Consider the following 12,629-nt stretch of genomic DNA (forward strand, 5'->3'; position numbering starts at 1 on the left):
AGGAAAATCCAACATGGCACGTTTCTTCATCGATCGCCCGGTGTTCGCCTGGGTGCTGGCGATCTTCATCATCCTGGCCGGCGTGCTGGCGATTCCGCGCTTGGCCGTGGAGCGCTATCCGGCGGTCGCGCCGCCCAGCGTCAGCATCTATGCCAGCTACCCGGGTGCCAGCCCACAGACGTTGAATGATGCGGTGGTCGGCCTGATCGAGCGCGAGCTGTCCAGCGTCAAGCACCTGCTGTACTTCGAGTCGTCGGTGGACACCTCCGGCGAAGCCTCGATCACCGCCACCTTCAAGCCCGGCACCAATCCGGAGCTGGCGCAGGTGGACGTGCAGAACCGGATCAAGGCGATCGAGCCGCGCCTGCCGCGCAGCGTGCGCCAGAACGGCCTGTTCGTGGAGGCCGCCGATTCCGGCTTCCTGATGCTGGTTGGCCTGCGTTCGCCGGATGCCAGCGTCAGCGAGGCGGCGCTGGGCGATTTCATGGCGCGCAACATCATCGAAGAGCTGCGTCGCATCGATGGCGTCGGCCGCGTGCAGTTGTTTGGTGCCGAGCAGGCGATGCGCGTGTGGCTGGACCCGACCCGGTTGACCGGCTACGGCCTGACCATGGGCGATGTGGCGACCGCCATCGAGCAGCAGAACCTGGAGATCTCGCCCGGACGCATCGGTGATTCGCCGGGTGTTCCGGGCCAGCGCATCACCGTGCCGCTCAGCGCCGACGGCCAGTTGTCCACGCCGGAACAGTTCGCGGCGATCGTGTTGCGTGCCGGGGCCGACGGTTCGCGGGTGGTGCTGGGTGATGTCGCCCGCGTTGAACTGGGCGCGCAGAGCTATGCCTGGGGCACCCGCGAGGACGGCCATCCGGCCACCGCCGCCGGCGTGCAGCTGCGCCCGGGTGCGAATGCGGTGCGTACCGCATCGGCGGTCCGTGAGCGCATGGCCGAACTGGCGCCACTGTTGCCGCGCGGCGTGGAGGCGAGCATCCCGTTCGACACCGCACCGTTCGTGAAGATCTCGATCCAGAAGGTGGTGCAGACGTTGCTGGAGGCGATGCTGCTGGTGTTCGCGGTGATGTACCTGTTCCTGCAGAACTGGCGCTACACGCTGATTCCAGCGCTGGTCGCACCGATCGCGCTGCTCGGAACCTTTGCGGTGATGCTGGCGCTGGGCTTTTCGATCAACGTGCTGACCATGTTCGGCATGGTGCTGGCGATCGGCATCATCGTCGACGACGCGATCGTGGTGGTCGAGGGCGTGGAACGGATCATGGCCGAGGAGGGCCTGCCGCCGCGCGAGGCGACCATCAAGGCGATGCGCGAGCTGACCGGTGCGGTGATCGGCATCACCCTGGTGCTGACCGCGGTGTTCATTCCAATGGCCCTGGCCAGCGGCTCGGTGGGCGCGATCTACCGCCAGTTCACCGTGGCGATGGCGGTGTCGATCCTGTTCTCGGCGCTGCTGGCGTTGAGCCTGACGCCGGCGCTGTGCGCGACCCTGCTGCGCCCGAACACCCATGGCCACCATGGTCGTGGCGGGCTGTTCGGTGCCTTCAATCGTGGCTTCGAGAAGATGACCGGGCGCTACCAGCGTGGCGTGGCCTCGGTGCTGCAACGGAGCGGGCGGGTGATGGGAGTCTTCGCCGCACTGGTGGCGGCGCTGCTGCTGGGCCTGCACTGGTTGCCGGGCGCATTCCTGCCGGAAGAGGACCAGGGCTATTTCATGACCTCGATCCAGCTGCCGGCAGAAGCCACTGCCGAACGCACGCTGGCGGTGGTCGAAGCCTACGAGCGGCATGTGGCGTCGCGCCCGGGCATCGGCTCCAACCAGTCGATCCTCGGCTACAGCTTCTCCGGTTCCGGCCCGAGCGCGGCGCTGACCTACACCATGCTCAAGGACTGGGGCGAGCGCGCAGGCGCCACCGCGGCCGGCGAGGTGGAGGCTGCGCAGAAGGCGATGGCCGCGATTGCCGAGGGCGAAGTGATGAGTGTGATGCCCCCGGCGATCGACAGCCTGGGCCGTTCGTCCGGCTTCTCGCTCGCCCTGCAGGCGCGCACCGGGCAGAGCCAGGCCGAACTGCGCGCGGCCCTGCAGCAGCTGCTGAAGCTGGCCGAGGCCAGCCCGCTGCTGTCGGAGGTGCATGCCGATGGCCTGCCGGCCGGCACCAGCGTGCGGCTGGACATCGACCGGGCCAAGGCCGAGGCGATGGGCGTGGGCTTCGAACACATCAGCAGCACGCTGTCGGCGGCAATGGGCTCGCAGTACGTCAATGATTTCCCCAACAAGGGCCGGTTGCAGCAGGTGATCCTGCAGGCCGATGCGCCGCATCGCATGGAACTGGAGGATGTGCTGAAGCTTTATGTGCGCAACAGCGAGGGCGGCATGGTGGCGCTGTCCGAACTGGTGACCCCGCACTGGACCGAGGCGCCGCTGCAGCTGCAGCGCTATCTCGGCTTCCCGGCGCTGAACCTGTCCGGCGCCCCGGCCTCCAGCGTGTCGACCGGCCAGGCCATGGCGGAGATGGAACGGCTGGCCGAAAAGCTGCCGTCCGGCTTCGCCCTGCAGTGGACCAGCCAGTCGCTGCAGGAGCGTGAGTCGGGGGCGCAGGCGCCGTGGCTGCTGCTGTTGTCGATGCTGGTGGTGTTCCTGGTGCTGGCGGCGCTGTACGAGAGCTGGTCGATTCCGCTGGCGGTGATGCTGGTGGTGCCGTTGGGCCTGCTCGGCGCGGTCGCCGCCGTGTTGTTGCGCGGCATGCCCAACGACGTGTTCTTCAAGGTCGGCATGATCACCGTGATCGGGCTGTCGGCCAAGAACGCGATCCTCATCGTCGAGTTCGCGCGGCAGCTGCAGCAGCAGGGGCGCGGACTGGTCGAGGCGGCACTGGAGGCGGCGCGCCTGCGCCTGCGGCCGATCGTGATGACCTCACTGGCGTTCGCGCTGGGGGTGGTGCCGCTGATGCTGGCGCAGGGTGCGTCGAAGGAAACACAACAGGCGATCGGAACCGGCGTGTTCGGCGGCATGGTCAGTGCGACCGTGCTGGCGGTGTTCTTCGTGCCGGTCTTCTATGTAGTGGTGCAGGGCGCGCGGCAGTGGATCGCGCAGCGCCTGCGCAGGCGCCGGCCGATGCCGGAAGGAACCGTGGATGGAACGGGACATCGTTGAAGATCTGCACGAGCGGCAGTTGCTGGCGCTGGAGCAGCGCCTGTGCACGGCGTTGCTGGAGAATGATCACGATGCGCTGACCGCGCTGGTATCGCCAGCCTTGTTCATGATGGACGGGCAGGGCGGGCGCATGCTCGACCTGCCGTGGCTGGGTGACTGGCTGGCCGGCAGCCTGCAGGTGCGCAGCCTGCAGCTGCGCGCGGCGGAAACGCTGCTGTGTGGCCGTCTGGCGCTGCTGTCCAGCGATGTGCGCTTGGCGGTGTGCCGGCAGGGCCGGGAGCATGAGCTGAAGCTGCGCCTGCTGCGGGTCTGGACCTGCAGTTCCGGCGGCAGCGGTGCGCAGCTGTTGTCGATGGCGGTGCTGGCCGCATGAGCGCGCTCAGGCCGCTTTCAGGCCGCGCTCACCGGCAGGTGGTAGGGTCGAAGATCCCTGTAGTGTCGACAAGGAGTCGAGCCATGCGTGTAGTTCCCAGTCTTTTGGCAGCCTCCCTCGGGTTCGTGCTGGCCGCGTGCCAGCCGGCACAGCCGCCCGCCGCGAGCGGCAATGATGCCGCGCCGCCGGCCGCGCCCGAACCGGCCGCCGGCGCCGGTACCGGCAGCGAGACCACTTACCAGTGTGGTGATCTGAGCGTGCGCGCGACCTTCAACGGCGAGGATGCGGCCACGGTGGTGATTGGCGAACGCACCTTCGCCATGACCTCCGAGCGTGCGGCGTCGGGTGCCAAGTACGGCGATGGCAAGGGCAACAGCTTCTGGACCAAGGGCAGCGATGACGGCCTGTTGAGCCTGAAGGGCGAAGCCGATCGCGAGTGCCATGCGGTCGAAGCCACCGAAGGCGATGGCAGCGCCGGCAATGCCGCGTTCCGTGCCACCGGCAATGAACCCGGCTGGCTTGCAGTCGTTGATGGCGATGCGCCGGGCCTGCAGGTGGAAGTCGATTATGGCGAGCGTCGCTTCGATGTGGCCAAACCCACCGAAGGCGCTGACGGCTGGAGCGGCAAGGCGTCTGATGGCACCGACGTCAAGCTCAGCTTCCAGCGCACCACCTGCCAGGACGACATGAGTGGCGAGGCATTCGATGCCAAGGTGAACCTGACCATCGGCACCCGCCAGTACCACGGTTGTGGCAATTTCGGCGCGAAGCAGCCGTAAGCCATCTGTAGAGCCGAGCCCACGCTCGGCTCTACATCATCGAGGGGTCAGCCCCCGCAGGGCTTCAGGTCGAGATCGAAGTCCAGGTCATAGCGTGTGTTGATTCCGATCAGCGCTGCGCGGACAGCGCAGTCACCGCGATGACGCGCGACCAGATCGGTGAAGATCTTCTCGCGGCCCTCGCAGTACTTCACGCTGGCCTCTTCCAGTTCGCGGCGACGCTCGTCGTCGTACGGCTCTTCGCCGGCGAAATGCTGGCAGGTGTTCTCGCGCGCGAGGAAGGCCTGCACGTCGGCCGGCATCGCGCAGTAGATGCGCACGTCATCGGCGTCGTACACATCGCCTGGGACCGGGCAACCGGCAGCCGCACGTGCCTTGTCCAGCTCTTCATCGCCTGAGGTCAGGTCGGTAGCGGGCTCCGCTTTGGCGGTGGCCTCGACGGCGGCCGGTGCCTCCACCGCAGGTGCGGCCGTCACGGCCGGAGTGGCCTTCGGCGTGGCGTCGGCAGCGTTGTCCGCTGCCTGCGGCGAGCACGCCGCAAGCAGGGACAGGCAGCCGATCAGCGCAAGGCGCTTAGTCGGCACGGCCAGCGAATTCGCCGGTGGCGGTGTTCACCAGCACGCGTTCGCCGTTGACGATGTACTCCGGCACCATGATCTCGATGCCGGTGTTGAGCTTGGCCGGCTTCGGGCGCTTGGTGGCGGTGCCGCCCTTCAGTTCCGGCGGGGTTTCGATCACTTCCAGCACCACCGAGGCCGGCAGCTGGATCGCCACCGGCTGCTCGTCGATCACCTGCACGTAGATGCCGGTCAGGCCGTCGGTGATGTAGCCGGCGTCGTCGCCGATCACGTCCGCGTCCAGGGTGTACGGGGTGTAGTCCTCGTCATCGAGGAACACGAACGCATCGCCATCCTTGTACGAATAGGTGGACTGGCGGCGCAGCAGTTCGACCTCGACCAGGTTGTCGTCGGCATCGAAGCTGGCATCGAGCTTGTTGCCGCCCGGCACGCTGTACATGATGAAGCGGAAGCGGACGTTGCCGCCGCGACCCTGCGGCGAGCTGCGCTCGATGTCGCGGATCTGGTACACGCCGTTGTTGTACTCGACGACGTTGCCCTTCTTGATGTCGTTGGCTTTCATGGTGATCTAGGTCGTTGGGGGAGGGCGCCGTCCCGGCGCCCGGGGGGAATCACTTCGGAGCGAGGCGGGTAGCGCCGTCCAGGCGGATGGTCTCGCCGTTGAGGTAGGTGTTGCCGAGGATGAAGCCGACCAGGCTGGCGAAGTCTTCCGGCTTGCCCAGGCGCGACGGGAACGGGATCGACGCGGCCAGCGACTGCTGCACCGCCTCGGGCATGCCATCCACCATCGGCGTCCAGAACACGCCCGGGGCGATGGTGTTGACGCGGATGCCGAAGCGCGACAGTTCGCGCGCCATCGGCAGCGTCATCGACACCACGCCGCCCTTGCTGGCTGCATAGGCGGCCTGGCCGATCTGGCCTTCATAGGCGGCGATGCTGGCGGTGTTGATGATCACGCCGCGCTCGCCATCGGTGCCGGCTTCGTTGTGCTGCATGCGGTTGGCCGCGGCCTTGGCCACGTTGAAGCTGCCGACCAGGTTGACCATCACCGTGCCCTGGAAGCCGGCCAGCGGCATCGGGCCTTCCTTGCCCAGCACGCGGCCGGCGCCGAGGATGCCGGCGCAGTTCATCGCCACGTTCAGGCCGCCGAGGAAATCGTGGGCCTGGTCGATGGCTGCCGAGACGGCCGCTTCATCGCTGACGTTGACGTTGAAATAGCGGGCCTTGTCGGTACCCAGCCCGGCAACGGCGCAGGCGCCCTTGTCGTCGTTGAGGTCGAACAGGGCCACCTTGCCGCCCTGGGCGACGAGGTGCTGGGCCACGGCCAGGCCGAGGCCGGAAACGCCGCCAGTGATCACGGCACGTACGGAAGACAGCTGCATTGAACGGTCCTGCAGGTTCGAGAACCGCCGATTCTAACGGAAGCCGCGACCGCCGCTGTTGTGCACTGCGCCGCCTTTACGGGGCGGCGCAGCGCAACGGTCAGCCGGCGGCGGCCAGCGCCTGCCCGGTGCGGCTGGCGGTGGCGCGGCCGAGCAGGCCGGCCAGCCAGCGGCCGGTCTCGGCCAGTGCCGGCAGGTCCACGCCGCTGTCCAGGCCCAGGCCCTGCAGCAGGTAGACCACATCCTCGCTGGCGACGTTGCCGCTGGCGCCCTTGGCATACGGGCAGCCACCGGCGCCGGACACCGCGCTGTCGACCACGCGCACGCCTTCTTCCAGGCAGGTGGCGATGTTGGCGATGGCCTGGCCGTAGGTGTCGTGGAAGTGCACGGCCAGTGCCGCCATCGGAATCTCGGCGGCAACCGCCTGCAGCATCGCCCGTGCCTTGCGCGGGGTGCCGACGCCGATGGTGTCGCCCAGCGAGATTTCGTAACAGCCCATCTGGTGCAGGGCACGCGCCACCCGCACCACGTCGGCCAGTGGCACCTCGCCCTGGTAGGGGCAGCCGAGCACGGTGGAGACGTAGCCGCGCACGCGCACGCCATCGGCGGCGGCGCGGCGCAGGATCGGCTCGAACCGGGCCAGCGATTCGTCGATGCCGGCATTGGTGTTGGTACGGTTGAATGCCTCGGAGGCGGCGGTGAACACCGCCACTTCCTCCACGCCCACCGCACGGGCGCGGTCGTAGCCCTGTTCGTTCGGTACCAGCACCGGGTAGTGGATGCCGGGCCGGCGCTGGATGCCGGCGTAGACCTCGGCGGCGTCGGCCAACTGCGGGATCCACTTCGGGCTGACGAAGCTGGTCGCCTCGATGCTGCGCAGGCCGGTGGCCGACAGGCGGTTGATCAGTTCGATCTTGTCGGCGGTGGCCACCGACTGCTTTTCGTTCTGCAGGCCGTCACGCGGGCCGACCTCGACGATGCGGACGTAGTCGCTCATGCGGCCACCTCGCTGACGGGGCGATGGCAGACCGCCTCGATGTTGTTGCCGTCCGGGTCGAGCACGAAGGCGCCGTAGTAGTCGGGGTGGTACCACGGGCGCAGGCCCGGCGCGCCGTTGTCGCGGCCGCCGGCGGCGAGGGCGGCGGCATGGAAGGCGTCCACCTGGTCGCGGCTGGTGCAGGCGAAGGCCACGTGCACGCCGTGGCTGGCGGTGCCGCCATTGCCGAGCCAGAAGAACGGCTTGCCGTCGCTGCCGAAGCCGATGTGGTCGTGCGCGCCGGTCTGTTCGGCGGTCACTTCCATCATCACGCCGATCTGCAGCGGCGCCAGTGCCTGCAGGAAGAAGGTCTTGCTGCGCGCCAGGTCGGCGCTGGTCAAACCAAGATGATCGAGCATGTTCAGGCTTCCGTGACCCAGTGGGGCGCGCGCTTGTCGAGGAAGGCGCCCAGGCCTTCCTGGCCCTCGGCGGACACCCGCAGGCGCGCGATCAGGGCGGCATTATCCCGATCCAGCGCGTCGCGGTCATGGCTGTCGCGGACCTGCCGGACCAGCTGCTTGGCGGTGGACGAGGCGATCGGGCCGGCCTTGTCGAGCAGGGCCAGCTGCCGCTCCAGCGCCTCGTCCAGGCGCTCGGGCTCGACCAGCTGGTGGACCAGGCCGATGCGCAGTGCGGTATCGGCGTCGAAGTGCTCGCCGGTGGCGAACCAGCGCCGCGCCTGGCGCGGGCCGATGGCCTCGATCACGTAGGGCGAGATCACCGCCGGCAGCAGGCCGAGGCGGCTTTCGGTCAGGCCGAAGCGGGCCGAGGTGCTGGCGATGGCGATGTCGCAGCAGGCGACCAGGCCGACGCCGCCACCGAAGGCCGCGCCGTGGACCCGGGCCAGGGTCGGCTTGGGCAGCTCGTCCAGGGTGCGCATCAGCCGCGCCAGGGCCAGCGAGTCCTCGCGGTTGTCGGCCTCGCTGGCGGCGGCCATGCCGCGCATCCACTGCATGTCGGCACCGGCCGAGAAGGAGGCGCCGTGGCCGGCGACCACCACGGCCCGGACCGAATCGTCGCGGCCGGCGGCTTCCAGTGCGGCGGTCAGCCGGGCGATCAGGCTGGCGTCAAAGGCGTTGTGCAGCTCCGGCCGGTTCAGCCAGAGAGTGAGGGTGGCGCCGCTGCGCTCGATCTGCAAAGCATCGTTCATGGGATTCCAGGGTCACTCCATACCTGTATGGATCATAGCGGGCCATTGGTCATGGGCCATGACGCGACGCGGGAATGTTAGAATCGAGAACCATTTACATCCAGCAGAGAACACGCTAGATGACGCTGTCCGAACTGCCGCTGCACACCTCGGCCGTGGTCGAGTCCGTGCAGGACCTGCATGCCAACGATGCCATTGCCCGTCGCCTGCGCGAGCTGGGTTTCGTGAAGGGCGAGGAGGTGCGCCTGGTGGCCAAGGGCCCGGTGGGGGGCGAACCGCTGCTGGTGCAGGTCGGGTTCACCCGGTTCGCGCTGCGGATCAGTGAAGCCAAGCGCGTCGTGGTCGACGCCGCCAGCCAGGAACGACGTGCATGACCGCTACCACCGCCACCGCCCCCCTGCGCATCGCGCTGGTCGGTAACCCCAACAGTGGCAAGACCGCGCTGTTCAACCAGCTGACCGGCAGCCGCCAGAAGGTCGCCAACTACACCGGCGTCACCGTCGAGCGCAAGGAAGGCCGCCTGCGCGCGCCGTCCGGCCGTGAATTCGCCGTGCTTGACCTGCCGGGCGCCTACAGCCTGCAGCCGGCCAGCCTGGACGAGGCGATCACCCGCGACCTGTGCCGGGGCTTCTACCCGGGCGAAGCCGCGCCGGACGTGCTGCTGTGCGTGATCGATGCCACCAACCTGCGCCTGCACCTGCGTTTCGCGCTGGAACTGCGCGAACTGGGCAAGCCGATGGTGGTGGCCCTGAACATGGTCGATGCGGCCCAGCGCCGCGGCATCCAGGTGGACGTGGCGGCGCTGGAGCGCGAGCTGGGCGTGCCGGTGGTGGAGACCGTGGCGGTGCGCAAGCAGGGTGCCAAGGCGCTGGTCGAGCGCTTGGATGCCATGGTGCCGCACCTGGATGCGCCGGTGCCGGGCCCGGAAGGTGGCATCGATTACCACGCCAAGGTGCGCCAGATCCTGTCGGTGGCCGTGCGGATGCCGGCGCGGACCGCGAAGATCGACGACGCGCTGGACCGCTGGCTGCTGCACCCGGTGTTCGGCCTGATCAGCCTGGCGGTGGTGATGTTCCTGATCTTCCAGGCGGTGTACGCCTGGGCGACGCCGCTGATGGACGCCATCGAGGCCGGTTTCGCCTGGCTCGGCGCCTTCGTCGGCAGCGTGCTGCCGGAAGGCCCGCTGGCCAGCCTGCTGACCGACGGCATCATCGCCGGCGTCGGTGGCGTGGTGGTGTTCCTGCCGCAGATCCTGATCCTGTTCTTCTTCATCCTGGTGTTGGAGGAATCCGGCTACCTGCCGCGTGCGGCATTCCTGCTCGACCGCATGATGGCGGCCGCCGGCCTGTCCGGCCGTTCGTTCATCCCGCTGCTGTCCAGCTTCGCCTGCGCGGTGCCGGGCATCATGTCCACGCGCAGCATCCAGGACCCGCGTGACCGCCTTGCCACGATCCTGGTGGCGCCGCTGATGACCTGTTCCGCACGCCTGCCGGTGTACGCGCTGCTGATCGGTGCGTTCATTCCGCAGAAGACGGTGTGGGGCGTGTTCAACCAGCAGGGCCTGGTGCTGTTCGGCCTGTACGCGGCCGGCATCCTCAGCGCGCTGGCGATGTCGTGGATCATGAAGAAGTGGCGCCGCGACAAGAGCGAGCATCCGTTGATGCTGGAGCTGCCGTCGTACCGGCTGCCGCATGTGCGTGACCTGACGGTCGGCCTGTACGAGCGCGGCATGATCTTCCTCAAGCGCGTCGGCGGCATCATCCTGGCGCTGACCATCCTGCTGTGGGTGCTGCTGTCGTTCCCGGCCGCTCCGGCTGGCGCCACGATGCCGGCGATCGACTACAGCTACGCCGGCCAGATCGGCCATGCGATGGCGGTGTTCTTCGCGCCGCTGGGCTTCAACTGGCAGATCTGCATCGCGCTGATTCCGGGCCTGGCTGCGCGCGAAGTGGCGGTGTCCTCGCTGGCGACCGTGTACGCGCTGTCGGCGGCCGATGACGATGCCGCCAGCCAGGCGCTAACCCCGCTGATCAGCGACGGCTGGTCGCTGGCCACCGCGCTGTCGCTGCTGGTCTGGTACATCTACGCCCCGATGTGCATCTCGACGCTGGCCACCATCAAGCGCGAGACCAATTCGTGGAAGACGATGGCCTTCTCGGCGTTCTACCTGTTTGCTGCGGCCTACGTGGCGGCGCTGATCACCTACCAGGTGACCAGGGCGCTGGGAGGCGGCTGATGGATACCGGCCTGCTGCTGCAGTACCTGATCATCGCGGTGGCCGTGCTGGTCAGTGCCTGGGTGGTGCTGAAGAAGCAGTTCCCCGGCACGGTGCGCAAGCTGCGCGGGGCGTTGGCGCTGGCCCTGCTGAAGCCGGGCCGCGCGGCCTGGGCGCAGGCGCTGGGGCGGAAAATCGCGCCGCCGGCCACGGGCGGCGGTGGTGCCTGTGGCGGTTGCGACAGCTGCGGACCGACGCCGCCCAAACAGCACTGACTCTGCCTTGGTAGGTGCGAACCTTGGTTCGCACGCTCCCGCATCCACGCATGGCGTGGATCTACTAGACCTCTCTGCGGATGAGCGCGCGGAAGTTTCCGTCCTGATTCAGTCGCCGCACCGATTCGCGGTTTCCATGGGCTGCCGCGAAGCCCGCCACGTCGGCCAGGGCATCAAGCAGCAGGCCTTTCAGTCCGTCACGGTTTCCGGCCTCCAACAGGTCGTCAAGGTCCTGCTGGATGAACGCCCGGCGCAGGCCCGGCGTTTCTTCGATCCGCCAGTCGACATGGGGCGTGGGGATGCTGGAGCGGTACCTGAAAGCCGTTTCAAGATCGTCAGGCGCGAGGGGGTACTCGAGCAGCTCTGGAAAGTAGAGCCCGGCATTCACATAGAAACCCCGGCTTTCGCTGGCGCGTTGGTGATTCACGACAAGCAGGGCGGCATCCAGCAAGCGGTAGCGGGTCGTCGACGTGCCGGCAAAGCCGGTCTTCCGGGCGCACTTGCTGAAGACGGTCGAGGATTTCATGGGCTTTGCCTGGGCCGGAAGCGGGGCCCACAGCCTTGAGGCGCAGTGCCTGGCGGTCAATTGGCAAACGCGACACTGGAACGTGGCCCGTATTTCATCCACGCATGGCGTGGATCTACCTGGCGCGTGAACCCAGCTCTGCTGCCAACGCCAGCCATCGTTCCCGCTGCGCCGGGCTGCTGCTGCGTACCGCACCGAGTCGGCTGACCCGCACCGGGCGGATGCCGCAGAATTCCAGGATGGTGGCGCGGATCTGGGTGATGCCCGGGTCGCGGTAGATCCAGCGGTAATACCAGGGCGGCGTATCCAGCGTGGTGATCACCCGCGCGCTGCGGCCAGCCAGCAACCGGTCCCACCACACCGAATCGCGCCGGTAGCGGAAAGCGTACCCCGGCAGCAGCACGCGATCGAAGAAGCCCTTCAGCAGCGCCGGCATCGCACCCCACCAGGTGGGATAGACCAGCACCAGATGATCGCAGGCCTCGATCGCATCCGCCGCGTCCTGCAGGCCGGCTTCCAGTGGCTGGATCTGGCGGTAGCCATGGCGCAGCACCGGATCGAACTCGAGGTCACCCAATGCGATCAGGCGCACCCGATGGCCGGCATTCTCGGCAGCCGTGGCGTAGCGCTGGGCGAGGGCGCCGCACAGGCTGTCGCGGTCGGGATGGCCAAGCAGGATCAGGATGGAACGGGACACGGCAACCTCGGGCAATGGAATGTGCGCGAGGTTGGGCTATGCCCCAGGGGCAGAGTCAAACGCCAGTGGTGCAGCCGCTGGGTTGCAGGGTGCAGTCACCATTGCCGGAGTGCAGCCACTGCCGCAGTTCGTCGCTGACCTGCTGCAGGTGGAGCTCGACCTGCGCCAGCCGTGCCCGCTCGCTGGCAATGCGGCAGCGCTGCTGTTCCAGCAAGGCCAGCACCGCCGGCCAGTCGAGCCGTCCGTCGCGGCCCTGCAGGCGGGATACTGCGGCCAGGGTGATGCCCAGCGCCAACGCCTGGCGGATCAATTGCACCCAGGCCACATCCTGTTCGCTGTAGTCGCGATAGCGGTTCAGTCGTGGCACCGGTGGCAGCAGTCCGCGCGCCTCGTACAGGCGGATGGCCTTGGCGCTGGCCCCGGTCAGGCGGCTGACCTCGGAAATGCGCATTGGC

At 68.0% G+C, this 12,629-nt stretch carries 15 protein-coding genes; 6 read left to right on the forward strand and 9 right to left on the reverse strand.

Annotated elements, in window-relative coordinates:
- Positions 1 to 13: 13 nt before the first annotated feature.
- The 3 genes from DFO63_RS00455 (at position 14) to DFO63_RS00465 (ending at position 4,315) form a co-directional block, all read left to right on the forward strand.
- Positions 14 to 3,163, forward strand: a complete 3,150-nt coding sequence (locus DFO63_RS00455; protein WP_119006190.1) for a multidrug efflux RND transporter permease subunit — start codon at positions 14 to 16, stop codon at positions 3,161 to 3,163.
- On the forward strand, positions 3,144 to 3,536 hold the full coding sequence (locus tag DFO63_RS00460; protein WP_119006191.1) for a nuclear transport factor 2 family protein: 393 nt from the start codon (positions 3,144 to 3,146) through the stop codon (positions 3,534 to 3,536). Before DFO63_RS00455 ends, DFO63_RS00460 begins: the two co-directional genes overlap by 20 nt.
- Before the next feature lie 83 nt (positions 3,537 to 3,619).
- Positions 3,620 to 4,315 carry an MliC family protein gene (locus DFO63_RS00465; RefSeq protein ID WP_119006192.1) on the forward strand — a complete coding sequence of 232 codons (696 nt, stop codon included), beginning with the start codon at positions 3,620 to 3,622 and terminating at the stop codon, positions 4,313 to 4,315.
- Positions 4,316 to 4,362: 47 nt separating this feature from the next.
- Here DFO63_RS00465 and DFO63_RS00470 read toward each other — a convergent pair whose 3' ends face one another.
- The 6 genes from DFO63_RS00470 to DFO63_RS00495 all read right to left on the reverse strand — a co-directional run bounded on the left by DFO63_RS00470 (position 4,363) and on the right by DFO63_RS00495 (position 8,461).
- A complete protein-coding gene (locus DFO63_RS00470; RefSeq protein WP_101765377.1) occupies positions 4,363 to 4,899 on the reverse strand; it encodes a hypothetical protein in 537 nt (178 codons plus the stop codon).
- Positions 4,889 to 5,455: an elongation factor P-like protein YeiP gene (gene yeiP, locus DFO63_RS00475; RefSeq protein ID WP_005409468.1), complete on the reverse strand. Its 567-nt coding sequence runs from the start codon at positions 5,453 to 5,455 to the stop codon at positions 4,889 to 4,891. Before yeiP ends, DFO63_RS00470 begins: the two co-directional genes overlap by 11 nt.
- A gap of 49 nt (positions 5,456 to 5,504) precedes the next feature.
- On the reverse strand, positions 5,505 to 6,275 hold the full coding sequence (locus tag DFO63_RS00480) for an SDR family oxidoreductase (RefSeq protein ID WP_119006193.1): 771 nt from the start codon (positions 6,273 to 6,275) through the stop codon (positions 5,505 to 5,507).
- Positions 6,276 to 6,375: 100 nt separating this feature from the next.
- The gene (locus DFO63_RS00485; protein ID WP_049444837.1) at positions 6,376 to 7,272 is read right to left on the reverse strand and encodes a hydroxymethylglutaryl-CoA lyase; all 897 of its coding nucleotides are present in this window, start codon (positions 7,270 to 7,272) and stop codon (positions 6,376 to 6,378) included.
- Positions 7,269 to 7,670: a VOC family protein gene (locus DFO63_RS00490; protein WP_101765378.1), complete on the reverse strand. Its 402-nt coding sequence runs from the start codon at positions 7,668 to 7,670 to the stop codon at positions 7,269 to 7,271. The genes DFO63_RS00485 and DFO63_RS00490 overlap by 4 nt, the downstream gene beginning before the upstream one ends.
- 2 nt (positions 7,671 to 7,672) lie before the next feature.
- Positions 7,673 to 8,461, reverse strand: a complete 789-nt coding sequence (locus tag DFO63_RS00495; protein WP_049444841.1) for an enoyl-CoA hydratase/isomerase family protein — start codon at positions 8,459 to 8,461, stop codon at positions 7,673 to 7,675.
- Between the two features lie 119 nt (positions 8,462 to 8,580).
- On the opposite strand from DFO63_RS00495, the gene DFO63_RS00500 reads away from it, so the two are divergent.
- From DFO63_RS00500 to DFO63_RS00510, 3 genes are read left to right on the forward strand one after another with little or no spacing between them, the layout of a single operon-like run.
- Positions 8,581 to 8,835, forward strand: a complete 255-nt coding sequence (locus tag DFO63_RS00500) for a FeoA family protein (RefSeq protein ID WP_005409473.1) — start codon at positions 8,581 to 8,583, stop codon at positions 8,833 to 8,835.
- Positions 8,832 to 10,697 carry a ferrous iron transport protein B gene (gene feoB, locus DFO63_RS00505; protein ID WP_049444844.1) on the forward strand — a complete coding sequence of 622 codons (1,866 nt, stop codon included), beginning with the start codon at positions 8,832 to 8,834 and terminating at the stop codon, positions 10,695 to 10,697. The genes DFO63_RS00500 and feoB overlap by 4 nt, the downstream gene beginning before the upstream one ends.
- Positions 10,697 to 10,951, forward strand: coding sequence for a DUF6587 family protein (locus DFO63_RS00510; RefSeq protein ID WP_101765381.1), 255 nt, complete (start codon positions 10,697 to 10,699; stop codon positions 10,949 to 10,951). Before feoB ends, DFO63_RS00510 begins: the two co-directional genes overlap by 1 nt.
- A 64-nt stretch (positions 10,952 to 11,015) precedes the next feature.
- On the opposite strand, the gene DFO63_RS00515 is transcribed toward DFO63_RS00510, so the two are convergent.
- The 3 genes from DFO63_RS00515 to DFO63_RS00525 all read right to left on the reverse strand — a co-directional run bounded on the left by DFO63_RS00515 (position 11,016) and on the right by DFO63_RS00525 (position 12,625).
- The gene (locus DFO63_RS00515) at positions 11,016 to 11,477 is read right to left on the reverse strand and encodes a DUF4304 domain-containing protein (protein ID WP_049444848.1); all 462 of its coding nucleotides are present in this window, start codon (positions 11,475 to 11,477) and stop codon (positions 11,016 to 11,018) included.
- Positions 11,478 to 11,592: 115 nt separating this feature from the next.
- Positions 11,593 to 12,174, reverse strand: a complete 582-nt coding sequence (locus tag DFO63_RS00520; RefSeq protein WP_049444870.1) for an NAD(P)H-dependent oxidoreductase — start codon at positions 12,172 to 12,174, stop codon at positions 11,593 to 11,595.
- 55 nt (positions 12,175 to 12,229) lie between these two features.
- A complete protein-coding gene (locus DFO63_RS00525; protein WP_119006194.1) occupies positions 12,230 to 12,625 on the reverse strand; it encodes a MerR family transcriptional regulator in 396 nt (131 codons plus the stop codon).
- Positions 12,626 to 12,629 lie beyond the last annotated feature (4 nt).

The organism is Stenotrophomonas sp. AG209, from assembly GCF_003550055.1.
Lineage (GTDB): Bacteria > Pseudomonadota > Gammaproteobacteria > Xanthomonadales > Xanthomonadaceae > Stenotrophomonas.